At 70.3% G+C, this 22,931-nt stretch carries 24 protein-coding genes and 1 pseudogene; 12 read left to right on the top strand and 13 right to left on the bottom strand.

Annotated elements, in window-relative coordinates; genetic code table 11:
* The first annotated feature begins 18 nt into the window (after positions 1-18).
* Positions 19-351 (top strand): hypothetical protein, encoded by a 333-nt coding sequence (locus ACQPXS_RS13660; protein ID WP_433449422.1) that lies wholly within the window; start codon positions 19-21, stop codon positions 349-351.
* Here ACQPXS_RS13660 and ACQPXS_RS13655 read toward each other — a convergent pair.
* Together ACQPXS_RS13655 and ACQPXS_RS13650 are read right to left on the bottom strand one after the other, a co-directional pair.
* Positions 302-784, bottom strand: coding sequence for a hypothetical protein (locus tag ACQPXS_RS13655; protein WP_433449420.1), 483 nt, complete (start codon positions 782-784; stop codon positions 302-304). The genes ACQPXS_RS13660 and ACQPXS_RS13655 overlap by 50 nt on opposite strands.
* A 69-nt stretch (positions 785-853) precedes the next feature.
* Complete coding sequence (locus ACQPXS_RS13650; RefSeq protein ID WP_433449419.1) at positions 854-1,213, bottom strand: hypothetical protein; 360 nt, start codon at positions 1,211-1,213, stop codon at positions 854-856.
* A 156-nt stretch (positions 1,214-1,369) separates the two neighbouring features.
* Here ACQPXS_RS13650 and ACQPXS_RS13645 point away from each other — a divergent pair, with 156 nt between their 5' ends.
* Positions 1,370-2,167 carry an HAD family acid phosphatase gene (locus ACQPXS_RS13645; RefSeq protein ID WP_433449418.1) on the top strand — a complete coding sequence of 266 codons (798 nt, stop codon included), beginning with the start codon at positions 1,370-1,372 and terminating at the stop codon, positions 2,165-2,167.
* A gap of 10 nt (positions 2,168-2,177) precedes the next feature.
* Here ACQPXS_RS13645 and ACQPXS_RS13640 read toward each other — a convergent pair.
* Positions 2,178-3,069: pseudogene (locus ACQPXS_RS13640) on the bottom strand (glycoside hydrolase family 43 protein); the annotation flags it as partial.
* A 307-nt stretch (positions 3,070-3,376) separates the two neighbouring features.
* Between ACQPXS_RS13640 and ACQPXS_RS13635 the strand changes: the two are divergent.
* Positions 3,377-4,828: an NCS2 family permease gene (locus ACQPXS_RS13635; protein WP_433449417.1), complete on the top strand. Its 1,452-nt coding sequence runs from the start codon at positions 3,377-3,379 to the stop codon at positions 4,826-4,828.
* Positions 4,829-4,850: 22 nt separating this feature from the next.
* Here ACQPXS_RS13635 and ACQPXS_RS13630 read toward each other — a convergent pair whose 3' ends face one another.
* The 3 genes from ACQPXS_RS13630 to ACQPXS_RS13620 form a co-directional block, all read right to left on the bottom strand.
* A complete protein-coding gene (locus ACQPXS_RS13630; protein WP_433449416.1) occupies positions 4,851-6,305 on the bottom strand; it encodes a peptidoglycan D,D-transpeptidase FtsI family protein in 1,455 nt (484 codons plus the stop codon).
* Between the two features lie 380 nt (positions 6,306-6,685).
* Complete coding sequence (locus ACQPXS_RS13625) at positions 6,686-7,156, bottom strand: GNAT family N-acetyltransferase (protein ID WP_433449414.1); 471 nt, start codon at positions 7,154-7,156, stop codon at positions 6,686-6,688.
* A 49-nt stretch (positions 7,157-7,205) separates the two neighbouring features.
* Complete coding sequence (locus tag ACQPXS_RS13620) at positions 7,206-7,976, bottom strand: IclR family transcriptional regulator (protein ID WP_351800920.1); 771 nt, start codon at positions 7,974-7,976, stop codon at positions 7,206-7,208.
* Positions 7,977-8,107: 131 nt separating this feature from the next.
* Between ACQPXS_RS13620 and ACQPXS_RS13615 the strand changes: the two genes are divergently transcribed.
* Together ACQPXS_RS13615 and ACQPXS_RS13610 are read left to right on the top strand one after the other, a co-directional pair.
* Positions 8,108-9,637: an aldehyde dehydrogenase (NADP(+)) gene (locus ACQPXS_RS13615; protein WP_433449412.1), complete on the top strand. Its 1,530-nt coding sequence runs from the start codon at positions 8,108-8,110 to the stop codon at positions 9,635-9,637.
* Between the two features lie 45 nt (positions 9,638-9,682).
* Positions 9,683-10,291: a DUF1349 domain-containing protein gene (locus ACQPXS_RS13610; protein WP_351800924.1), complete on the top strand. Its 609-nt coding sequence runs from the start codon at positions 9,683-9,685 to the stop codon at positions 10,289-10,291.
* Here the strand turns inward: ACQPXS_RS13610 and ACQPXS_RS13605 are convergent.
* Positions 10,251-11,639, bottom strand: a complete 1,389-nt coding sequence (locus ACQPXS_RS13605; protein WP_433449410.1) for an MFS transporter — start codon at positions 11,637-11,639, stop codon at positions 10,251-10,253. The two genes, ACQPXS_RS13610 and ACQPXS_RS13605, sit on opposite strands and share 41 nt — an antisense overlap.
* Before the next feature lie 70 nt (positions 11,640-11,709).
* Between ACQPXS_RS13605 and ACQPXS_RS13600 the strand changes: the two genes are divergently transcribed.
* From ACQPXS_RS13600 to ACQPXS_RS13585, 4 genes are all read left to right on the top strand, one after another.
* A complete protein-coding gene (locus tag ACQPXS_RS13600) occupies positions 11,710-12,690 on the top strand; it encodes a GlxA family transcriptional regulator (protein WP_433449409.1) in 981 nt (326 codons plus the stop codon).
* Positions 12,687-13,190, top strand: a complete 504-nt coding sequence (locus ACQPXS_RS13595; RefSeq protein ID WP_433449408.1) for an N-acetyltransferase family protein — start codon at positions 12,687-12,689, stop codon at positions 13,188-13,190. Before ACQPXS_RS13600 ends, ACQPXS_RS13595 begins: the two co-directional genes overlap by 4 nt.
* 75 nt (positions 13,191-13,265) lie before the next feature.
* A complete protein-coding gene (locus ACQPXS_RS13590) occupies positions 13,266-13,994 on the top strand; it encodes a DsbA family oxidoreductase (RefSeq protein WP_433449406.1) in 729 nt (242 codons plus the stop codon).
* 95 nt (positions 13,995-14,089) lie between these two features.
* Positions 14,090-15,151: an aminotransferase class V-fold PLP-dependent enzyme gene (locus ACQPXS_RS13585; protein ID WP_433449404.1), complete on the top strand. Its 1,062-nt coding sequence runs from the start codon at positions 14,090-14,092 to the stop codon at positions 15,149-15,151.
* Between the two features lie 64 nt (positions 15,152-15,215).
* Here the strand turns inward: ACQPXS_RS13585 and thpD are convergent, their stop codons facing one another.
* The 6 genes from thpD to ACQPXS_RS13555 all read right to left on the bottom strand — a co-directional run bounded on the left by thpD (position 15,216) and on the right by ACQPXS_RS13555 (position 20,300).
* Entirely contained in the window at positions 15,216-16,109 is an 894-nt protein-coding gene (gene thpD / locus ACQPXS_RS13580; protein ID WP_351800934.1) for an ectoine hydroxylase, read from the bottom strand.
* 6 nt (positions 16,110-16,115) lie between these two features.
* Entirely contained in the window at positions 16,116-16,520 is a 405-nt protein-coding gene (locus ACQPXS_RS13575; RefSeq protein WP_351800936.1) for an ectoine synthase, read from the bottom strand.
* 59 nt (positions 16,521-16,579) lie between these two features.
* Complete coding sequence (gene ectB, locus ACQPXS_RS13570; protein WP_433449403.1) at positions 16,580-17,851, bottom strand: diaminobutyrate--2-oxoglutarate transaminase; 1,272 nt, start codon at positions 17,849-17,851, stop codon at positions 16,580-16,582.
* A gap of 13 nt (positions 17,852-17,864) precedes the next feature.
* Positions 17,865-18,383 (bottom strand): diaminobutyrate acetyltransferase, encoded by a 519-nt coding sequence (gene ectA / locus ACQPXS_RS13565; protein ID WP_351800940.1) that lies wholly within the window; start codon positions 18,381-18,383, stop codon positions 17,865-17,867.
* Positions 18,384-18,638: 255 nt separating this feature from the next.
* Entirely contained in the window at positions 18,639-19,178 is a 540-nt protein-coding gene (locus ACQPXS_RS13560) for a DinB family protein (RefSeq protein WP_433449402.1), read from the bottom strand.
* A 78-nt stretch (positions 19,179-19,256) separates the two neighbouring features.
* Positions 19,257-20,300 carry a pyridoxal-phosphate-dependent aminotransferase family protein gene (locus tag ACQPXS_RS13555; protein WP_433449401.1) on the bottom strand — a complete coding sequence of 348 codons (1,044 nt, stop codon included), beginning with the start codon at positions 20,298-20,300 and terminating at the stop codon, positions 19,257-19,259.
* Between the two features lie 149 nt (positions 20,301-20,449).
* Here ACQPXS_RS13555 and ACQPXS_RS13550 point away from each other — a divergent pair, with 149 nt between their 5' ends.
* Genes ACQPXS_RS13550 through ACQPXS_RS13540 form a run of 3 tightly spaced genes read left to right on the top strand, consistent with a single transcriptional unit; the run spans position 20,450 to position 22,922 of the window.
* The gene (locus tag ACQPXS_RS13550) at positions 20,450-21,301 is read left to right on the top strand and encodes a transporter substrate-binding domain-containing protein (protein ID WP_433449400.1); all 852 of its coding nucleotides are present in this window, start codon (positions 20,450-20,452) and stop codon (positions 21,299-21,301) included.
* Positions 21,298-22,131, top strand: a complete 834-nt coding sequence (locus tag ACQPXS_RS13545; RefSeq protein ID WP_356310532.1) for an amino acid ABC transporter permease — start codon at positions 21,298-21,300, stop codon at positions 22,129-22,131. The genes ACQPXS_RS13550 and ACQPXS_RS13545 overlap by 4 nt, the downstream gene beginning before the upstream one ends.
* Complete coding sequence (locus ACQPXS_RS13540) at positions 22,128-22,922, top strand: amino acid ABC transporter ATP-binding protein (protein WP_433449398.1); 795 nt, start codon at positions 22,128-22,130, stop codon at positions 22,920-22,922. The genes ACQPXS_RS13545 and ACQPXS_RS13540 overlap by 4 nt, the downstream gene beginning before the upstream one ends.
* Positions 22,923-22,931: the final 9 nt, after the last annotated feature.

Below are 22,931 nucleotides of genomic sequence, written 5' to 3'. Positions count from 1 at the left end.
TGCGAACAGAGATCAGTCATGGCCCAAGCCGCAGCCGTGGCGAAACCGCCCGCGCCACCACGGCGGCGCCGTGCCTCCGCGACGCCGCGCAGGCTGCCGTACCTGCTGATCGCCCCGGCGGCGCTGCTGATGCTGGGCTTCATCGCCTACCCGGTGCTCAGCGTCTTCCAGCAGACGCACGCTCATCGGGGTCCCGTCGGTGGCGCGACGGCGCCCGGCACCTCGGACGCCGTCACCGGGACCGGGTGGACCGACGACGGGGAGCACGACGATCGGCGCGACGACGAACCGACCGCCGGCGTCAGCCGCCGCCGCCACACTCCGCGTGGAGATCCTGGCACCGGACGGTGATCGACGCGTCGGTGAGCGCGATCTGGTGCACACAGCCGCCGGCCTCGACACCGTCCTCGCCGGCTTCCTCGTCCGGGAGGATCTCGTCGAGCAGCACGGTGTCGACCCGCATCCAGTCGATCGCACGGTGGTAGTCGACGGAGAAGTGCCGCACGCCCGCGTAGCTGACGCGCAGCCCCGAGTCGTGCTTGAACCGGTTCGGCGCGAACTCCAGCACCAGGCGCCCGCTCTTGTCGGTAGCCGGATGGATCCCGGCCGGCTCCAGGTCCTTCACGCACCGGACGGCGCCGGGTATGTCGTAGTGCCCCGGATCGGACGCGAACGCCCAGGCACCCGGCGGAAGCACGCCGCGCAGGCGCGGCAGCTCGGCGAGGTAGGCGGTCGGATCGACGTAGAAACCGTGCTCCTGCCAATGGGTCTTGACGAATCTCATGTCCTCGGTCCTCTCCGGTCGAGGTCCAGGCAGTCGGGAGCGCCGTCCGGGTCCGGCGTCATCGCCGCCTCACTCGACGGTCACGGTGACGAGCCCGGGCTCCGGCAGCTCCGCCGGAGCGGCGTCGCCGTACCAGGCGAACTCGAGCGCGGACAGCCTTCCTCCGCTCACCCAGACGAGCAACTCGCCGACGAGCTCCCCGGAGCAGTCCCGCACCGTGCCGACGACCGGAAGGAGGCCGTCCTCGACCGGTGCCGCCCGGACCCGCGACGGCACGGCCAGGTCCACGCTCGGCGACGCGGCACCCCAGTGCGCCGCGACGCGGGCCTCTGCCACCTGGCCCCTGAGCTCGGCCGCGCCCGGGAACTCGGCCGCGAGGAGCTTGGTGAGGAGCCGCCGACTCGGTGCGGGGAGACGCTCGGTCGTCATGAGACGGGGGGCTGCCGTCGGAGCAGCGCGGGGCGTGCAGCGATCACGGAGAAAAGTGTATCGATCGGATAACAGGCCTCGCAGCGCAGGGTGTTATGCGCGTAGATAGTCCCCGACCTGGTACATCACTCTCATCCCACCAGATCCGGAGAATCCATGCGGAAGTCCCACAGAGTCGTCGCCGCCGGTGCCGCCTGTGCTCTCGCCGGTGTCGCGCTGTACGGCGCGGGCGCGGCCACCGCCGGGCAGTCGACGGCGAACTCCACCCACGAGCCCTACAACATCGGGCAGTTGGTGAAGGACATCGACACCTACTACGGCACCCACGCCGACAGCAACGGCGTCTATCAGGCCTCCCCGGACAGCCCGTACGCCCAGGACCTGGCCGACATCGACGCCGACGCCAAGCGCTACATCGACAAGGCGGCCCGCAAGGCGCACCACCACGGCGAGAAGCCGGCCGTCGTCTTCGACATCGACGACACGCTGCTGCTCAGCCTCGACTACGAGAAGCGCTACAACTACACGTACAACCCCACCACGTGGAACGACTACGTGAACCGCGCCGACCGCCCGGCCGTCTTCGGCAGCCCCGAGCTGGTGCGGTACGCCGAGTCCCAGGGCGTCGAGGTCTTCTACAACTCCGGTCTGAGCGAGGCCCAGCGCACCGCCGCCGTCGAGAACCTGAAGAAGATCGGCGCCGATGTGAACCTCGACGCCGACCACATGTTCCTCAAGGACAAGGCCAACCCGCCGGCCTACCTGGGCGACTGCGCCACCCCGAACGCCTGGAACTGCACGACCGTGCAGTACAAGTCCGGGACGCGCAAGCACATCGAGGACGACCTGGGGTACGAGATCATCGCCAACTTCGGCGACCAGTACTCGGACCTCGACGGCGGCTACGCCGACCGTACCTACAAGCTGCCGAACCCGACGTACTTCGTCAGCTGAGGCCCTGACCGTACGTCCTGAGCAGCCGCTCGTACTCGGCCCCCGTCACCGGCAGCACCGTGCCGTGGCGGGGGCCGGCCGGAAGCGCGTGGTCCGTGGACCGGGTCCACACTCCCGAGGCGAGGTCCGTCGTCTCGAAGGGGGCGTAGCCGCGCAGGCCGTACTCGTCGATGAACAGGTACCACTTCCTCTCGGTGTTGGACCGGAACACGGTCGGGCCCTCGCCGCGCTGCATGGCACCGCTGCCGATGCAGTCGGCGACGAAGCCGTACGCCGTGTCGGTCCGGTCCCGCGACTTCTCGGCGGTGATGAACTTCGAGCACGGCGAGCTGGAGCCCGGGTCCCGCTCGTCCTTGGTGAAGCGGTAGTACGTGCCCTTGTCCTTGACGACCGTCGAGTCGATCACCGAGTAGCCGGGGTCGTCGGCGGCGTACGGCTTCGACGCCCAGAAGACGACGTACTCGTGCAGCCGGTCGTCCCAGTAGGCCTCCGGCGCCCAGGTGTTGCCCGCGTTGTCCGGTGCCACCTTCACCAGCCGCTGGTCGGTCCAGTGCACCAGGTCGGTGGACTCCCAGATCATGACGGACCTGCTGCCGTGCCGCTGGAGGTAGTCCCAGCTGCCGCTGCCGTTCTGGTACATCCTGAGGTCGGTGGCGATCAGATAGAACGTGTCACCCTTGGGGGGAGCGGATCACGAACGGGTCGCGAAGCCCCTTCTCCCCGATGGTCGACGTCAGCACCGGCCTGCCCGCGTTCAGCTCCCGCCAGTGCAGCGGGTCGTCGCCCTGGCTGAGGGCGTAGCGGATCTGCTCGCCGTCGACCGTGCCCTCGCCGGTGAAGTAGACGAAGAGGTAACCGGCGTACCGGGGGGACCAGCAGAGCTCTGAGACGACGCATGACAGTCCTGGGGGATCGTGAGGGTTTCTGTTGAGGGCTGTGCGTTCTCGGACTGTGGCCGGCGGGGGACAGGGCGTCAATCGATGTGCGGGCGACTGGGAGGACCGAAAGTCTCGGCTGTTTTCAGGAGGGCGCGCCGCGCAGCGGATCCGGGTGCGGGCCAGGCCGGCGAAAGTGACTGTACGGGGAGCCGGACAGCGTATGGTCCACCGAGCCGAATTCCGTAACACGGAGAAAACCTGAAACGGGTTCGACGGGGGAACAATCCAGCCAGCATCCGCACACCGCTCACCAGGCACGAGGAGTTGGACCATGTCCGAGACGCAGACGGTGGACCAGCGGCCGTACGCCGGGCCACCCGCCCGGAACGGCGTCGACCGGTACTTCAGGATCTCCCAGCGGGGATCCACTTTCGGCCGGGAGATACGCGGCGGCTTCGCCACGTTCTTCACCATGGCCTACATCCTCGTCCTGAATCCGATCATCCTGGGCAGCGCCAAGGACAAGTTCGGGCACACGCTCGACACCGGCCAACTCGTCACCGCCACCGCCCTGGTGGCGTGCGTGATGACGATCGTCATGGGCGTCGGCGGCAACCTCCCGCTCGCCATCGCCGCCGGCCTCGGCCTCAACGCCGTGGTCGCCTTCCAGCTGGCCCCGCTGATGAGCTGGCCCGACGCCATGGGCCTGGTGGTCCTGGAGGGCCTGATCATCTGCCTGCTGGTCCTCACCGGACTGCGGGAGGCCATCATGAACGCGATCCCGCAGCAGCTGAAGCAGGCCATCGGCGTCGGCATCGGCCTGTTCATCGCGTTCATCGGCCTCGTCGACGCCGGGTTCGTCAGCCGCATGCCGGACGCCGCGCACACCACCGTGCCCGTGCAACTGGGCGCCGTCGGACGCCTCACCGGCTGGCCCGTGCTCGTCTTCTGCCTCGGTGTGCTGCTGACCATCGCCCTCATCGCCCGCAAGGTGAAGGGCGCGATCCTCATCAGCATCGTGACGATGACGATCGTCGCGATCGTCATCAACGCCGTCGCCGACATCAAGAGCTGGGGCCTGACCACGCCGAAGGTCCCCGACAAGCTCGTCGCCGCACCGGACTTCGGGCTCATCGGCCACTTCAGCCTGTTCGGCGGCTTCGCCAAGGCCGGCGTGCTCACCGCCGTCCTGCTGGTCTTCACCCTGATCCTGTCCGACTTCTTCGACGCCATGGGCACGATCGTCGGCATCAGCGCGGAGGCCGGACTGCTGGACGACAAGGGGCAGGTGCCCGGCATCGGCCGGGTGCTGTTCATCGACGGCGCCGCGGCCGCCGTCGGCGGTATCGGCTCCGCCTCCTCCAACACCGCCTACATCGAGTCCGCGGCCGGCGTCGGCGAGGGCGCCCGCACCGGCCTCGCCAACCTCGTCACCGGCGGCCTGTTCGGCCTCGCCCTCTTCCTCACCCCGCTGCTCACCATCGTCCCGCTCCAGGCGGCGGCGCCCGCGCTGATCGCGGTGGGCTTCCTGATGATGACCCACGTCAAGCACATCGACTGGGACCGGTACGAGATCGCCATCCCGGCGTTCCTCACCATCGCGGCGATGCCGTTCACCTACTCCATCACCGACGGGATCGGGGCCGGTTTCCTGTCCTACGTCGTCATCAAGACGGTGCTGGGCAAGGCCAGGGAGGTCAACTGGCTGCTGTGGGCCGTGTCGGCGCTGTTCCTCGTGTACTTCGCGATCGACCCGATCGAGCAGGTTCTCGGGGTGAAGTGAGGCACGCTCCTCACGGGGAGCCTCACTTCAGTGCCGCCTGCATCATCGCCTTGGCCACCGGCGCCGCCAGACCGTTGCCGCTGACCTCGGACCTCGCCGCGTCCGACTGCTCCACCATCACGGCGACGGCCACTTCCTTGCCGTTGGTGTCGGACGTGGCGAAGGACGTGAACCAGGCGTACGGCGTCTTGCTGTTGTTCTCGCCGTGCTGGGCGGTGCCGGTCTTGCCGCCGACGGTGGCGCCGTCGATCAGGGCGTTCGTGCCGGTGCCGTCCTTCACCACCGTCTCCATGGCCGACTGGAGCTGCTCGGCGGTGGAGGAGCTGACGATCTCCTTGGTGTCCGCGCTGTCGTCGTAGTTCTGCAACACATCACCGCCACTGTCGGTGATCTGCGACACCATATGCGGCGAGACCAGCTTGCCGCCGTTGGCTATGGCCGCGGACACCATGGCCATCTGCAGCGGGGTCGCGGTGACGTCGAACTGGCCGATGCCGGAATACGCGGTCTGCGGCTGGTCCATGCCGGAGGGGTACACGCTGGCGTAGGCCCGCACCGGCACGTCCCGCTTGTCGTCGTTGAAGCCGAACTTCTCGGCCATCGCCTTCACCTTGTCCTGGCCGAGCTGGACGGCCATATGACCGAAGACGTTGTTGCAGGAGTACTGCAGGGCGACGCGGATGGAGGCGTTCTTGCACGGCGCCGACCTGTTCTCGTTCACCAGGACGTGCGTCGTGCCCGGCGGGGTGTAGGGGTCCGGGCTGTCGGTCCGCTCGTCCACGTCCTTGTACAGCCCGTCCTCCAGCGCGGCCGCCGCCACGACCAGCTTGAACGTCGAGCCGGGCGGCAGCGGCTGGCGCAGCGCGCGGTTGGTGAGCGGCTTGTCCTTGTCCGCGTTGAGCCGCTTCCACGCGGACCCGGCCGTGTTGGCGTCGGTGAGCGCGTCGGGGTCGTACGACGGCGTGGACACGGCCGCGAGGATCCTGCCCGTCTTCGGGTCGATCGCGACGGCCCCGCCCTTCGTTCCGCCGAGCGCGCGGTAGGCCGCCTTCTGCACGTCCGGGTCGATCGTGGTGAGCACGTCACCCGGGTCGGCGCGCTTGCCGGTGAGCGTGTCCAGCACGTTCTTCAGCCGGGTGTCCGTGCCGTTGAGCAGGTCCTTGTAGATGCCCTCCAGCTGGGTGGGGGCATAGGCCTGCGAGGCGTAGCCCGTCACCGCCGCGTAGAGCCTGCCGTCCCTGTACGTCCGCTTGTACGCGAGGTCGCTCCCCTTGGTCCGGGTGGAACCGGTGATCGCGTTTCCGGCCACGATGATGTTGCCGAGCGGCTGCGAGTACGTCTGGATCGCGTTCCGCCGGTTGTCGTTGTCGTCCGCGAGGGCCTTGCCGTCGTAGAACTGCACCCAGGTCGCCCTGACCAGCAGAGCGAGCACGAGCAGCAGCGTGAAGACGGACGCCCGCCTGATCGTCTTGTTCATCCCGCTCGGAAGACGACCGGGAGGGGGGCGATCGTTCCCGTACGCCCCGCTTTCTCATCGCGCGCTCAGGAAACCGGCCTCGTACGCGGCGATCCGCAGGGCGACGATCTCGGCGTTGGTCGGCCCGTCCCTGGTGCCGCAGCACCTCGCGCTCGCGTCCGGTGAGCTTGCTCACCCACGCGTAGGAGGAACCGGACGCTCCGGCGCGCAGGGCGTCGTACACGTAGGAGTCGTTCTCGAAGAGGAAGCGCCGCCGGGCGCAGACACCCACCCACGAGGACAGGGGCCGTTGAGACGGTGATGGCCCAACGCTCCCGCGCGGCCGGGGGTGTTCATCTCCTGCGGCGCGACGATCCGTCTCCGCCGCACGGGGGAGGCGCTCAGTCCTGCAGGACGAGCACGACCTCCTCGATCTTCTTCCCGCGCCCGTTCGCGTACCCCTGGGCCCGGGCCGTCTCGCGGAAGCCGCACTTCTCCAGCACCCGCAGCGACGCGGCGTTGTCGGCCGCCGCCCGCGCGTACAGCGGCCGTTCGGGCGCCTCGGCGAGCAGGGCCCGCAGCGCCGCGGTGGCGACACCGCGGCCCCAGTGGGCCCGGTCGATCCAGTAGGTCACCTCGCGCTCGCCGGCCACTCCGTAGACCGCCGCGTTACCGGCCACCTCGCCATCGGCCAGGACCGTGCGCAGCACGTGCGCGGAGTCGCGCACGCGCTGCCAGTAGGCCGCGAAGGCCTCCGGGTCGTACGGGTCCTCCGGTCCGAACGCGGCCATCCGGACGGCCTCCGGGTCGGTCATCTGCCGGTGGAACACCGGCAGGTCGCCGTCCTCGACGGCCCGCAGCGCGATCTCCATGGTGCCCGAGCCTACGACGGCCCGGGCGCCCAGCCCATGACCGTGCGCCTCAGAGCCTGCGGGTCGCCAGCGTCAGCCGGTCGCGGGCGTCGAACAGCGCGTCCCTGATCATCTGCTCGTGGGCCGGGGTCAGCCGGGCCACCGGCACCGAGCAGCTGATCGCGTCCCGGGCCGGGGTGCGGTAGGGGATCGCCACGCCGAAGCAGCGCAGGCCGAGGGTGTTCTCCTCGCGGTCGACCGCGAAGCCCTGCTCCCGCACCTGGTGCAGCTCCTCGATGAGCTTCTCCCGGTCGGTGAGGGTGTTCTCGGTGAGCGCGGGCAGCGTCTCCGGCAGCAGCTTGCGCACCTGTTCGTCGGTGTACGTGGCGAGGATCGCCTTGCCGAGAGAGGTGGAGTGGGCCGGCAGCCGGCGACCGACCCGGGTGAAGGGGCGCAGATAGTGCTGGGACTGGCGGGTGGCCAGATACACGACGTTGGTGCCGTCGAGCCGGGCCAGGTGGATGGTCTCCGTGGTGTCGTCGGAGAGCCGGTCCAGGGTCGGCCGGGCGGCGGCCACCACCTCGTCGCCGTCGATGTACGACGTGCCGACCAGCAGCGCCCGCACCCCGATGCCGTACCGCGTGCCCGTCGCGTCGGTCTCCACCCAGCCGAGCTCCACGAGCGTGCGCAGCAGCATGTACAGGCTGGACTTGGGGTACCCCACGGCCTCCTGTACGGCCGCGAGGGAGTGCATGCCGGGCTTGCCGGCGAAGTACTCGAGCAATTCAACGGTCCGCACCGCGGACTTGACCTGGGCCCCGCCTGTCTCGCCAGCCGACATCGCCCTTGACCCCTTCAATCGCCGGGAAATAGTCTCCGAGCAGCATATTCATCATCAGAGACAGTGTTCAGTATATCGAACGCGGCTGATCGGTGACCCTAGTTCTTGCGGCCTTACTGGAGGGACCCGCGGTGGCAGCAGCACCAGTCTGGAGTGTCGACCCGCGTACCGGGAAGCAGCGTGAACAGGTTGCGGTGGAGGCCACAGCCCAGGAGGTGGACACGGCGGTCCGGGCGGCCCACGCCGCGCGCGGCGCCCTCGCCGACCGCGCGGTGCGCTCCGCCTTCCTGCGCTCGGCCGCCGCGGGCCTGGACGCGGCCAAGGACGGCCTGGTCGAGACCGCCGACGCCGAGACCGCCCTCGGCCCGGTCCGGCTGACCGGCGAACTCGCCCGCACCAGCTACCAGCTGCGGGCCTTCGCCGGCATCGTCGACGAGGGCGCCTTCCTCGACGTCGTCATCAACCACCCCGACGACACGGCGACCCCGCCCATCCCGGACCTGCGCCGCTACAAGGTGCCGCTCGGCGTCGTCGCCGTCTACTCCGCCTCCAACTTCCCCTTCGCCTTCTCCGTCGCCGGCGGCGACACCGCGAGCGCGCTCGCCGCGGGCTGCCCGGTCGTGGTCAAGGCCCACCCCGACCACCCGGCCCTGTCCGAGCTGGTCGCCAAGGTGCTGCGCCGGGCCGCCGCCGAGCACGGCATCCCCGAGGGCGTCATCGGCCTGGTGCACGGCTTCGAGGCGGGCGTCGAACTGATCAAGCACCCCCTGGTCGCCGCGGCCGGCTTCACCGGATCGGTGCGGGGCGGGCGCGCCCTCTTCGACGCGGCCGCCGCCCGACCGGTGCCGATCCCGTTCCACGGTGAGCTGGGCTCGCTGAACCCGGTCCTGGTGACCGAGGCCGCCGCCGCCGAGCGCGCCGAGGAGATCGGCACCGGGCTCGCCGGATCGATGACGCTGGGCGTCGGGCAGTTCTGCGTGAAGCCCGGGCTGGTGCTCGTGCCGTCCGGCGCGGCGGGCGACGGCCTGGTCAAGGCCCTGACGGCCGCGGTGAGCAACACCGAGGCGGGGGTGCTGCTCGACCACCGGATGCGGGACAACTTCATCGCCGGGGTGGCCGAGCGTGCCGAGCTCCCCGAGGTGGACTCCCCGGTCACTCCGGGCGCCGGCGGCGAGCACACGGTCAGCGCGGGGTTCCTCACGGTGCCGGCGAACAGGCTGGCCGGGGAAGGGGCCTACGACCGGCTCCTGGAGGAGTGCTTCGGGCCGGTCACCGTGGTGGTCCGCTACGAGGACGAGGGTGAGGCGGCGGCGGTGCTGTCCCGACTGCCGGGCAACCTGACGGCGACGGTGCAGCTGTCCGCCGAGGAGGCGGCGGGGGAGGGGCGCGGTGCGGAGCTCCTCACCGAGCTGACCCCGCTGGCCGGGCGTGTGGTGGTCAACGCGTGGCCGACGGGCGTCGCGGTGGCGCCGGCCCAGCATCACGGAGGGCCTTACCCCGCGACGACCTCGACGTCCACCTCTGTCGGCGGCACGGCCATCGAGCGGTGGCTGCGGCCGGTCGCGTACCAGAACGCGCCGTCGGCCCTGCTTCCGGTCGAGTTGAAGGACGAGAACCCGCTGGGGCTTCCCCGGAGGTTCAACGGCGTTCTGGAGCGGTAGCCGAGAACCCGGACCTTCCGCCCGGACAGCTGAGACGATCGGACCATGGACGTGGAACTCCCCGAACTCCCCTTCCCCCTCCGCACCTACGGGCCCGACGGGCACTGGTCGTACGAGGACGGTGTGCTCACCGGCTGGGCCGGCCCCCGGCAGGACCGGTTCGTCACGCCCACCGGGGAGGCCCTGGACCCGGCCTCGGACGCGCCCCGGCTGCTGGGGGCGCCGGAAGGGGACTTCCAGCTGATCGCCCGGGTCACCGTCGGGTTCAACGCGTCCTTCGACGCGGGCGTGCTCTACGTCCACGTCGGTGACCGGGCCTGGGCCAAGCTCTGTCTGGAGTACTCCCCGGACGTGCCCACCGTCTGCACGGTGGTCACCCGGGGACACTCCGACGACGCCAACTCCTTCACCGTGGAAGGGAGTTCGGTGTGGCTACGGGTCAGCAGGACCGGGCGGGCCCTCGCCTTCCACGCCTCCCGGGACGGCGAGCGCTGGACCTTCGTCCGGCTGTTCACCCTCGGCGACGAGAAGGAGACCGGTGAGGCGCTGGTCGGCTTCATGACCCAGTCGCCGCTGGGGGAGGGCTGCGTGGTCACCTACGACCACCTGGAGTTCAGGACGTCCTGGCCGAGCGACCTGCGAGACGGAAGCTGAGCGCGAACGTCACCGTGAGCAGGGCCGCGCTGACGGCCAGGCTCCAGCGCATGCCGGCCTGGAAGCCGTGGCCGAGCAGCGCCCCGAACACCGCGATGCCCAGGCCGCCGGCCACCTGACGGGCCGAGTTCAGCACCCCGGCGGCCAGGCCCGCCCGTTCGGCGGGCACGGCGTCCATCATCGCGGTGGTCAGCGGCGGGACCGTCAGCGCGCAGCCCAGCGCCAGCGGTACCAGCAGCACCGACACCAGGGCCGGGGGCGTGCCGGCGTCGACGTACAGCAGCAGGAGCAGGCCGGTGACGGCGACCGGCTGGCCCACGAGCATCGGCAGCCGGGGGCCGTAGCGGCCCGCGAGCTTGCCCGCCACCACGTTCGTCACCGCGATCAGGCCCGTCATCGGCAGGAACATCAGCCCGGCGGACAGCGCGGAGTGGCCCTGGACCCGCTGGAAGAAGAGCGAGAAGACGAACACCATGCTGAAGAACGCCACACTGACCGCGGAACCCGCCGCGACCGCCGTCGCCACGGTCCGGTCGCGGAACAGGCCGAGGGGCACCACCGGGTGGGGCTGACGCGCCTCGACGCGCAGGAAGGCCGCGCCCGCGAGGACGGCTACCGCCAGTGCCGCCCAGCCCGCCGTCCCGCCCTCGATCACCGCGAAGGTCAGGGACACCAGGGCCGCCACCGCCGTCAGCTGGCCGGGCAGATCCAGCGGTGCCGGGCGGGGCCGCGAGCGCGGGGCGCGGACGAGCAGGGCCAGGATCGCGGCCCCCACCGGCAGGTTGACGAAGAAGATGCCACGCCAGTCCCAGACGGTGGTCAGCGCACCGCCCGCCACCGGGCCGAGGGCCACGGCGAGCGAACCGCCCGCCGCCCAGGCCGCCACCGCGCGGGCCCGCCGCGCCGGTTCCCGGTACGCCTGCCGCACCAGCGCCAGCGACGCCGGGAGCACCACTGCCGCCGCGACACCCTGGACCACCCGCGCGCCGATCAGGGCCGGCAGACTCGGCGCCAGTCCGCAGGCCGCCGAGGCGAGCGTGAACACCGCGGTGCCGAGGGCGAACGCCCGGCTCGCCCCGGCCCGGTCGGAGAAGGCCCCGGTGGACAGCATCAGCGCCGCGAACGCCAGCGTGTAGGCGTCCACCACCCACTGCAGGCCGGACATCCCGCCGCCCAGGGAGGAGCCGATCGCGGGCAGGGCCACATTGACCACGGACGCGTCGAGACAGATCAGCGCGAAGCCGAGCAGGGCGGCGGTGAGGGTGAGCGCGGCGGAGGACCCTGCGGGCTCCAGGTCACCTTCCTCGGAGCCGAGTTGCCGGACCCCGGGCATCTGGTTCGTTGACATGCTCCCATGCTGCGGATCGCCGGCGCCGTACAGTAGTGGCCTGAATGCCATGCACCCGGAGGTTCTGGCCATGCCGCACCGAGTCGCTGTCATCGCGCCCTCACCGGTGTCGATGTTCAACGTCGCCATCCCCGAGATGCTGTTCGGCAAGGTGGAGGTGGACGGCCGGCCGGGCTACGAGGTGTTCGTCTGCGCCGCGGACCCGGGCCCGGTCCCCACCACCGGCGGTCTCGACCTGTACGTACGCCACGGCCTCGACGCCGTGCGGGAGGCGGACACGGTGGTCGTCGCGGGCACCGGCGCCCCGTTCGAGCCGGAGCCCCGGATCGTGGCGGCCGTCCGTGCGGCCGCCGCCGACGGCAAGCGGATCGCCTCCATCTGCACCGGTGCCTTCCAGCTCGCCGAGGCGGGCCTGCTGCACGGCCGCAAGGCCACCACGTACTGGGCGCACGCCGACGAGCTGCGCAGACGCTACCCACAGGTGCAACTCCAGGGCGACGTCCTGTACGTCCAGGACGGGCCGTACCTCACCTCCTCCGGCTACGCCGCCGGCATCGACCTGTGCCTGCACGTCATCCGCACCGACTACGGCGCCGCCGTCGCCAACGAGGTCGCCCGCCTCGCCCTGGTCGCCCCGGTCCGCCCCGGCGGACAGACCCAGTTCACCCACACCCCGCTGCCGCCCGAGCGCGGCACCGCCTGCGCCGACACCCGCGGCTGGGCCATGCGCAACCTCGACAAGCCGCTCACCCTGACCGACCTGGCCCGGCACGCCGGGGTCTCGGTACGCACGCTCACCCGCCGGTTCCACGCGGAGACCGGCGTCAGCCCCCTGCAGTGGCTCCTCCACCAGCGCATCGAGCGGGCCAGGGAACTGCTGGAGACCACCACGCTGCCCATGGACCAGGTGGCCACGGCCTGCGGTCTCGGCACCGCCGACTCCCTGCGCACCCACATCGTGCGCCGCACCGGCCTCACACCGAGCGCCTACCGGGCCCAGTTCAGCCGCCTCGGAACCGGGTCCGGCGCGGTCACGTCCTCCGTTGCATGATCAGTCAACGTGTGACGGCCGGTCCGGTGATCCGCTCCGCCCTGCCCGCCGAAGCCGAGGTCATCGCCGAGCTGCACTTCCGGGCCCGTTCGACGTACTACCCGGAGGGCATCCCGCAGGCCGACGTCGACTGGACCGAGGCCTGGCGCGGTTCCATCGAGCGCCCCGACGGCCATGTGCTGTGCGCCGTCGCGCAGGGCCGGATCGTCGCCGTCGCCTCCTTCCGCACCCCGGACGGCGCCCCCGCGGAAACGGTCAAGCTGTTCCAGTTCCATGTCGACCCCGACCACTGGCGCTCCGGCATCGGCGGGGCCCTGCACGCCGCCTGCGTGGACGAGTGGCGCGCCGACGGCAAGCGCACGGCGGTCCTCGACGTCCACGTGGACAACCGGCGCGCCCAGGCCTTCTACGCCCGCCAGGGCTGGGTCCCGGACCCGGACAACCCGCCGGCCGAGGGCGACCACCACCTCTTCCTGCGCTTCTCCGTGCCCCGGGAATGAAACCGGCTGCTTGAACGTTCACGTACCGGGCGGAGAGAGCCTCCGTGCCCGTACGACCCGAAGAAGGCCGAAGACATGCGCGTCGAGATCTGGAGCGACATCGCCTGCCCCTGGTGCTACGTGGGCAAGGCCCGCTTCGAGAAGGCGCTCGCCGCCTTCCCGCACCGCGACGACGTCGAGGTCGTGCACCGCTCCTTCGAGCTGGACCCGGGCCGCGCCAAGGGCGACGTCCAGCCGGTGATCACCATGCTGACCAGGAAGTACGGCATGAGCGAGGCCCAGGCGCAGGCCGGCGAGGACAACCTCGGCGCCCAGGCCGCCGCCGAGGGGCTGGACTACCGGACCCGGGGCCGCGACCACGGCAACACCTTCGACATGCACCGCCTGCTGCACTTCGCCAAGGAGCAGGGCAGGCAGGACGAGCTGATCCAGATCCTGTACCGGGCGAACTTCGCCGAGGAGCGGTCCGTCTTCACCGAGGGCGACGAGCGGCTCGCCGAGCTGGCCGTGGAGGCCGGTCTCGACGCCGAGGCCGTCCGCGCGGTGCTCGCCGACCCGTCCCGCTACGCCGACGAGGTCCGCGCCGACGAGCGCGAGGCCGCCGAGCTCGGCGCGACCGGCGTGCCCTTCTTCGTCCTCGACCGGAAGTACGGCGTCTCCGGCGCCCAGCCCGCCGAGGTCTTCACCCAGGCGCTCAGCCAGGCCTGGGGCGAGCGCTCCCCGCTGAAGCTGGTCGAGCAGGGGGACCAGGGGGACGGGGCGGCCTGCGGGCCCGACGGGTGCGCGGTGCCGCAGCAGGGCTGAAACCGCAGGTCGGGGCGGATGTATAAGACGGCCTAAGCGGATCCACGTAAAAATTCGCAATGGACGGGGACTTCACGGGGCCGCAGAGTGGACCCATGGAGACCACGGAGACGTTCGAGAGCCTCGTCCGCGCCGAGTTCGCCCCGAAGAACACCTACCTGAACACCGCGAGCAGCGGCCTGCTCCCGGCCCGTACGGCCGCCGCGCTGCACGAGGCGGTCGCCATCCGGGCCGAGGGCCGTCCGCTGGATCCGCTGTTCGACGACGTCGAGGTCGCCCGGGCCGCGTTCGCCCGGCTGGCCGGGGTGCCGGTCACCCGGGTGGCGGCGGGCCCGTCCGTCTCCGCCCAGACCGGGCTGATCGCCGCCTCGCTGCCCGCGGGCGCCGAAGTGCTCACCGCGGAGGACGACTTCACCTCCGTACTGAACCCGTTCCATGTGCGCGGCGACCTCAAGGTGCGCGCGGTCCCGCTGGAACGGCTCGCCGAGTCGGTCCGTCCGGGCACCGCACTGGTCGCGGTCAGCGCCGCGCAGTCCGCCGACGGGCGGATCGCCGACCTGCCCGCCCTGCGCGCGGCGGCCCGGGCGCACGGTGCGCGCACCTACATCGACTTCTCCCAGGCCGCCGGCTGGCTGCCGCTGGAGGCGGACGCCCACGACTTCACCGTCGCGACGACCTTCAAGTGGCTGCTCGGCCCGCACGGGGCGGCCTTCCTCGTCGTCCCCGAGGACTTCGGCGGGCTGTCCCCGCTGCTGGCGGGCTGGGTCGCGGCCGAGGAACCGTGGAACAGCTGCTACGGCCCGGTGACCGAACTCGCCCACTCCGCCCGGCGGTTCGACGTCAGCCCGGCCCTGTTCACCTACACCGGGGTGGCGCGGTCGCTGGCCCTGATCGAGGAGCTGGGCGTGGCCGCCGTACAGGCGCACGACCTGGCGCTGGCCGACCGGTTCCGCACCGGGCTCGTCTCGCTCGGCCACGAACCGCTGCCCGCACCCGGCTCGGCCATCGTCTCCGTGCCCGGACTGGGCGCACGCCAGGGGGAGTTGAGCCGCGCGGGCATCGAGGTCTCCAACCGCGCCGGCAACCTGCGGGCGTCCTTCCACCTCTACAACACGGAAGCGGACGTGGACCGCCTGCTGGACGTCCTGGCCGGCTGACGACGTAACCGGGCCGGAGCCCCCGTCCCACATGAGGAGGCCCCGGCCCGGTGCCGGAAGGGGGCTACTTCACCGGGGTGAAGTCCCGCGCCCCGATGAACTCGGGCCGCCGTACCGGAGCCGCGAACGGCTCGACCGCCGTGTTCTCCACGCTGTTGAACACGATGAACACGTTGCTGCGCGGGAACGGCGTGATGTTGTCGCCCGAGCCGTGCATGCAGTTGCAGTCGAACCAGGTCGCCGAGCCTGCCTTGCCGGTGAACAGCCGGATGCCGTGCTCGCCCGCCAGCGCGGTCAGCGCCTCGTCGGAGGGCGTGCCCGCGTCCTGCATCTGCAGCGACTTCTTGTAGTTGTCCTTGGGCGTGGCGCCGGCGCAGCCCAGGAACGTCCGATGCGAGCCCGGCATGATCATCAGTCCGCCGTTGGTGTCGTGGTTCTCGGTCAGCGCGATCGAGACGGACACGGTGCGCATGTTCGGCAGACCGTCCTCGGCGTGCCAGGTCTCGAAGTCCGAGTGCCAGTAGAAGCCGCTCGCGCCGAAGCCGGGCTTGACGTTGATCCGGGACTGGTGGACGTAGACGTCCGACCCGAGGATCTGCCGGGCGCGGCCGACCACCCGCTCGTCGCGCACCAGGTTCGCGAACACCTCGCTGATCCTGTGCACCTCGAAGACCGAGCGGATCTCCTTGGACTTCGGCTCCACGATGGAGCGCTCGTCGGCGCGGATCGCCGGGTCGGTGACCAGCCGGTCCAGCTCACGCTTGTAGACCGCGACCTCGTCCGGGGTGATCAGCTGGTCGATGGCGAGGAAGCCGTCACGCTCGTACCCCTGCAGGTCGGCCGCGGGGATCGGGCCCGGGGTGTCGGGGGAGCCCCAGACGACCGGGTCCTGGCGCGGGACGGTCACCTCGGTGCTGCCGCGGGTCGGGTAGAGATCCTTCACGGGTGCGGTGGTCATGGGTTCTCACACCTCCTCGGGCTCGGTGAGCAGCGGGTAGACGCCGTTCTCGTCGTGGTCCTCCCGCCCGGTCACCGGCGGGTTGAACACGCAGATGCAGTGGAAGTCCTCCTTGACGCGCAGCGTGTGCCGCTCGTGCCCGTCGAGGAGGTACATGGTGCCGGGCGTGATGGTGTACGTCGTCCCGGCCTCGTGGTCGGTGAGTTCGGCCTCGCCCCGGGTGCAGACGACGGCCTCGATGTGGTTGGCGTACCACATCGACGTCTCGGTGCCGGCGTACAGGATGGTCTCGTGCAGGGAGAAGCCGACCCGCTCCTTGGCGAGGACGATCCGCTTGCTCTCCCAGGTGCCGGACTTCGACTTGATGTGCCGGTCGGTGCCTTCGATGTCCTTGAACGATCGGACGATCACGGTGTGTTCTCTCTCCGGTTGATCAGAGCGTTGATCAGAGGGTTGATCAGAGGGGTCGGTCAGACGGTTTCGCGGACGGCGCGGGCCAGGACGCTCAGGCCCTCGTCCAGCTCGTCGGAGGTGACGGTGAGCGCGGGCAGCAGCTTGACGACCTCGCCCTCGGGGCCGGACGTCTCGATGAGCAGCCCGAGCTCGAAGGCCCGTCGCGCGATCCGCGAGGCCCGGTCCTTGTCGTGGAACTCCATGCCCCATACCAGGCCGCGCCCGCGGTACTCCTTCACGTCGGCGAGGTTCTCCTCGGTGATGGCGATCAGCGCCTGCTCGACCTGCTCGCCCCGGGCGCGGGTCTGCTTCTCCATGGCCGAACCGTCGGTCCAGTACGTCTCCAGCGCCGCGGTGGCGGTGACGAACGCGGGGTTGTTGCCCCGGAAGGTGCCGTTGTGCTCGCCCGGCTCCCAGACGTCCAGCTCCGGCTTGAACAGGCACAGCGACATCGGCAGGCCGTAGCCGCTGATCGATTTGGACACCGTGACGATGTCGGGCGTGATCCCCGCCTCCTCGAAGGAGAAGAAGGCGCCGGTACGGCCACAGCCCATCTGGATGTCGTCGACGATCAGCAGCATGTCCTGCCGTTCGCACAGCTCCTTCAGCGCGCGCAGCCATTCGGGCCGGGCGACATTGATGCCGCCCTCGCCCTGCACGGTCTCCACGATCACCGCGGCGGGCTTGTTGAGGCCGGAGCCCTGGTCCTCCAGCAGCCGCTCGAACCACAGGAAGTCCGGGACGGTGCCGTCGAAGTAGTTGTCGAACGGCATCGGCGTGCCGTGCACCAGGGGGATCCCGGCGCCGGCCCGCTTGAAGGCGTTGCCGGTCACCGCGAGCGAGCCCAGCGACATCCCGTGGAAGGCGTTGGTGAACGACACGATCGCCTCGCGCCCCTTCACCTTCCGGGCCAGCTTCAGTGCCGACTCCACGGCGTTGGTGCCGGTCGGGCCCGGGAACATGACCTTGTACGGCAGATCGCGCGGGCGCAGCACCAGGTCCTGGAAGGTCTGCAGGAAGGACCGCTTGGCCGTGGTCGACATGTCCAGGCCGTGGGTGACCCCGTCCCGCGACAGGTAGTCGATCAACGCCCTTTTGAGCACCGGGTTGTTGTGGCCGTAGTTGAGTGAGCCGGCACCGGCGAAGAAGTCGAGGTAGGCATGACCGTCCTCGTCGAACATCCGGCTGCCCTGCGCGCGGTCGAAGACCGTGGGCCAGCCGCGGCAGTAGCTGCGCACCTCGGACTCGAGTGTCTCGAAGACGCTGAGGTCGGGCTGGGTGATGGTCACGGTGAATCGCTCCTCAGTGGGCGGTGGTGTCGGTCAACGGGCCGATGCGGTAGAGGACTTCGGGGTCGTGCGGGCCGTCCGGGAACAGCTCGGCGGGGAACAGCACCGCACGCTCCAGGGGCGCCCCGTGCCGGGCGGCGAACGAGGTGAACAGCCGCTCGGAGGCGGTGTTGCCGGGCGTGATCGTGGTCTCCACGTCGGTGATGCCGCGCTCGGCGGTGAGCCGTGCGGTCAGCCCGTCCAGCAGCGCGGCGGCGACACCGAGACCGCGGTGGGCGGAGTCGACGGCCACCTGCCAGACGAGCAGCGTGCGGGGGCGCTCCGGCCGCACATAGCCGGTGACGAAACCGACCGGCTCCCCGTCCGCACCACGCGCCACCGCCGAGGTGCCGGCGAAGTCCCGGCACCACAGCAGATAGCTGTACGAGGAGTTCAGGTCGAGGGTTTTCGAGGCCTTGGCGAGACGCCAGAGCGCGGCTCCGTCGGTCACCGCCGGCTGGTCGATGAGCAGGTCTGCGGGTGCGGCAGTCATGCGGCACGAATTTAGCGAGGTGAATTAGGAAATGCACGGCCGCTTTCACTGCGCCGCACAGAGGCCCCTCTGAAATGCCCGGATTGACCCGCATTAAATCGGGACAAAATCACCGCATTGTGGAGTGTGTCACACGCTTGAAACCGTCAGAAAACCGCCAGGAAACTCCCCCGTTTAGTCTTGCAAAAAGCGGGCAGAAGAAGATGGGAAGCTGCCACCTGGAAAATTGGCGGAAATTGTGAAGCTAAATTGAATTCATGTTCCGGTGACCCCGTCGATTCGTTCACGCAGAATGTCGGCATGTCCGTTGTGCCGGGCGTACTCCTCGATGAGGTGGATCAGCACCCAGCGCACACTGACCTCGACACCGGCCATCGGCTCGTCGACGATCCGCCCGGTACCGTCCAGGGACAGCCCGGCGAGCAGCTCCCGGCCGCGCGCGATCTCCCGCCGCCACACGGCCAGCGCCTCTTCGAGCCCCCGCTCCGGATCGAGGGCGTACCCCGTCGCCTCCTCGAACACCGGCGGCACCTCCCGCCCGGCCAGCACCCGCTGGAACCAGTTCCGCTCGACCTCGGCGAGGTGCTGCACGAGCCCGAGCAGCGTCAGCTCCGACGGCTCGGCCGGGGTCTGCCGCACCTGCGCGTCGTCCAGCCCCCGGCACTTCAGCTCCAGCGTGGCCCGGTGAAAGTCCAGCCAGCCCTCCAGCAGGGCGCGCTCGGACCCGGTCATCGGGGGGATCGGCCGGCCGTCGGGGAGGGTGTGCGGGGCCTGGGGCGTCCGTGGTGTGGTCATGCGGGGAGGATGGCACGGGCCACTGACATCCACGCGGCACGAACGGGGGTCCGCAGGGCAGGCTTCCAGGACCCGGCGTCAGACGCCGAGCGCCGCCCCGAGTGCCGCCAGACACCTCTGCACGGTCTCCGGCGAGGCGTCCGCCCCGTAATGGTTCACCCGGATCATCTCCCTGGCCAGCGCCCCGCCGCCGGCGGCGATCGGCAGCGTCGGGTCGTCGGCCAGGGCCCGCGCCACCAGCTCCGAGGCGACCACGTCCGGCGGCACCCGGAGCGTCGTGGCCACCGGCGCCGCGTCCTTCTCCTCGTACACATACGGCTCGAGGCCACCGCCCAGGGCCACCGCACCGGCCCGCGTGGCCAGCGCGGCGTCGCGATGCCGGGCCATCACCGCATCCAGCCCCACCGACTCGATCCGCTCCAGGCACGCCTGAAGCGCCAGCATCTCCAACTGCGCCGGAGCGTGCGGCAGCACCGCGCGGCCGGTGTCGATCCAGCGCTCCTTCCAGTCCAGCAGGGACAGATAGGAGCGGCGCGGCGCGTTCGGATTCGCCGCCATCCGGGCCCAGGCCCGCTCGCTCACCGAGATCGCCGACACACCCGCCGGGCCGCCCATCGCCTTCTGCGCGCCGATCACGCACAGGTCCACGCCCCACGCGTCCGGCAGCACCGGCTCCGCGCCCACGGAGGCGACCGCGTCCAGGTAGAACAGCGCGCCCTGCTCCCGTACCGCCTCGCCGATCTCCGCGACCGGGTTGGTGTTGCCTGTCGCCGCCTCCGCGTGCACCAGCGACACGAAGTCGATCTCCGGGTGCCGGGCGAACGCCTCCCTGATCCGGTCGGCGGTCACGGCCGTGTGGAAGGGCACGGAGAGGTCGTACACCGTGGCACCCGCGTCCCGGAGCCAGTTGCCGAAGGTCTGCCCGTAGGGGCCCGTGATCACGTTCAGGGCCACCGTGCCCGGCCCGGCAGCCGCGCGGATCGCGCCCTCCAGCGGCAGCAGCGCCTCACCCTGCGTGATCAGCACGTCCTGCCGGGTGTCCAGCAGCCGGGCGACCCCGTCCTCGATGGCGGCGAAGCGCTCGGCACTCAGCGGGGGCAGATCGAGGAAGGGGTGGGTCACGGCGGTGCTCTCTTCGTTCTCGGCGTCAACGCGGGGGACAACTCCACCGATCTTAGGTCCAACGGCTCCGTAACCATCGGTTTGATTTGAGAGACTCAAACCCTTCCTTATAATCGGAACCCACAGTTCCCCCACAGAGAAGATCCCCCATGAAAACCCTCCTCGGACGCCGGACCCGCCTCCTGGCTGCCACCACCGCGACCGCCGGACTGGTCCTCGTCGTGGCCGGCTGCTCCTCGAACGGCGACGGGGGGAGCGGCGGTGCCACCGTCAAGGGGGTCCACCTCGTCAAGGCCGGTCAGCTGACCACCTGCACCCACCTGCCCTACCCGCCGTTCCAGTCGGAGATCAACGGCAAGGTGCAGGGCTTCGACGTCTCCCTCATCGACCTCGTCGCCAAGAACCTCGGCGTCAAGCAGCAGATCGTCGACACGCCGTTCGAGAACTTCAAGACCGGCGCCTTCCTGAACTCCGGCCAGTGCGACCTGGCCGCCGCCGGCATGACGATCACGCCCGAGCGCAAGAAGAACGTCGACTTCTCCGACCCGTACTTCGAGGCCACCCAGGCCGTCCTCGTCGCCAAGAACAGCGGCGTCGACTCGCTCGCCGACGTCAAGGCCAAGGGCAAGAAGCTCGGCGCCCAGGCGCAGACCACCGGCGAGGACTACGTCAGGGGCAAGGGCTACGACCCGATCTCCTTCGAGTCCTCCGACGCGGTCCTCAACGGCCTGCGCACCGGCCAGGTCCAGGCCGTCGTCATCGACTACCCGGTCGTCCAGGGCTGGCTGAAGGACAAGGCCAACGCGGACAAGTTCAAGGTCGTCGACAATCTCAAGACCGGCGAGCAGTACGGCTTCACGGTCAAGAAGGGCAACACGGCGCTGCGCGAGGCGATCGACAAGGCCCTGAAGGACGCCAAGGCCGACGGCAGCTACAAGAAGATCTACGAGCAGTGGATCGGCCCGTACAACCCCTCCGTGGCCTCTCCCGCCGCCTCATGACCGACACGGACGTACAACTCCAGCCGAAGAAGCAGGGGCTGACGCGACGCCAGAAGCGCCGGCTGTCGCGCGGCATCCAGTACGCCGTCTTCGTCGCCGCCGTGATCGCCATCGCGGTCACGGCGGACTGGGGCCGGCTGCAGAACCAGTTCGCGCAGGGCGGCATCGCGCGGCAGATGTGGCCGGACGTCATCACGCTGGCGCTGAAGAACACCGTCCTGTACACGGTGTCCGGCTTCGTCCTCGGACTGGTGCTCGGCCTGGTCATCGCGCTGATGCGGCTGTCCTCCGTGGGGCCGTACCGCTGGGTGGCCGGCATCTACATCGAGATCTTCCGCGGCCTGCCCGCCCTGCTGATCTTCGTCTTCATCGCGGTGGCCGTCCCGCTGGCCTTCCCGGGCACGGAGATCCCCGGCGGCACCTACGGCAAGGGCGCCCTCGGCCTCGGACTCATCGGTGCCGCCTACATGGCGGAGACGTTCCGCGCCGGCATCCAGGCGGTGCCCAAGGGGCAGATGGAGGCGGCGCGTTCGCTGGGCTTCTCGCCCGCCCGCGCGATGATCTCCATCATCATCCCGCAGGCGTTCCGGATCATCCTCCCGCCGCTCACCAACGAGCTGATCATGCTCTTCAAGGACTCCTCCCTGGTGCTGCTGCTGGGCGTGACCCTGGAGGAGCGCGAACTGTCCAAGTTCGGCCGGGACCTGGCGAGCACCACCGCCAACTCCACGCCGATCCTGGTCGCGGGCCTGTGCTATCTGCTGGTCACCATCCCGCTCGGCTTCGTCGCCCGCCGTCTGGAGGCCAAGGCCCAGAAGGAGATCAAGTGACCCGCCCCGAGATCCGCGTCCAGGACCTGCACAAGTCCTTCGGCGACAACCACGTCCTGCGCGGCATCGACCTGGAGATCGACCAGGGCGAGGTCGTCTGCGTCATCGGCCCCTCCGGCTCCGGCAAGTCGACCCTCCTGCGCTGTGTGAACCTGCTGGAGGAGCCCACCAAGGGCCAGGTCTTCGTCGGCGGCACCGAGCTCACCGACCCGGACGTCGACATCGACGCCGCACGCCGCCGGATCGGCATGGTCTTCCAGCAGTTCAACCTCTTCCCGCACCTGAGCGTCACCGAGAACCTCACGCTCCCGCAGCGCAGGGTGCTCGGGCGGGACAAGGCGGCGGCCGCGCGGATCGCCGCCGAGAACCTGGCCCGCGTCGGCCTGGCCGAGAAGGCGCAGGCCTATCCGTCCTCGCTCTCCGGCGGCCAGCAGCAGCGTGTGGCCATCGCCCGGGCGCTGGCGATGGGCCCGGAGGTCATGCTCTTCGACGAGCCGACGTCCGCCCTCGACCCGGAACTGGTCGGCGACGTCCTCGCCGTCATGCGCATGCTCGCCCGCGAGGGCATGACCATGATGGTCGTCACCCACGAGATGACCTTCGCCCGCGAGGTCGCCGACCGGGTCGTCTTCATGGACGGCGGCGTGATCGTCGAGGACGGCAGCCCCGAGCAGGTCATCGGCGACCCGCGGCACGAGCGCACCCGCCACTTCCTGTCCCGGCTGCTCGACCCGGCGATGGCCGAGGTCGAGGAGGAGACCTCCGACCAGGTGGGAAAGGACCGGCCGTAGGTCGTTAGG

Source organism: Streptomyces sp. CA-142005, from assembly GCF_050942335.1.
Lineage (GTDB): Bacteria > Actinomycetota > Actinomycetes > Streptomycetales > Streptomycetaceae > Streptomyces.
This window is presented reverse-complemented; position numbering and strand designations above follow the sequence as displayed.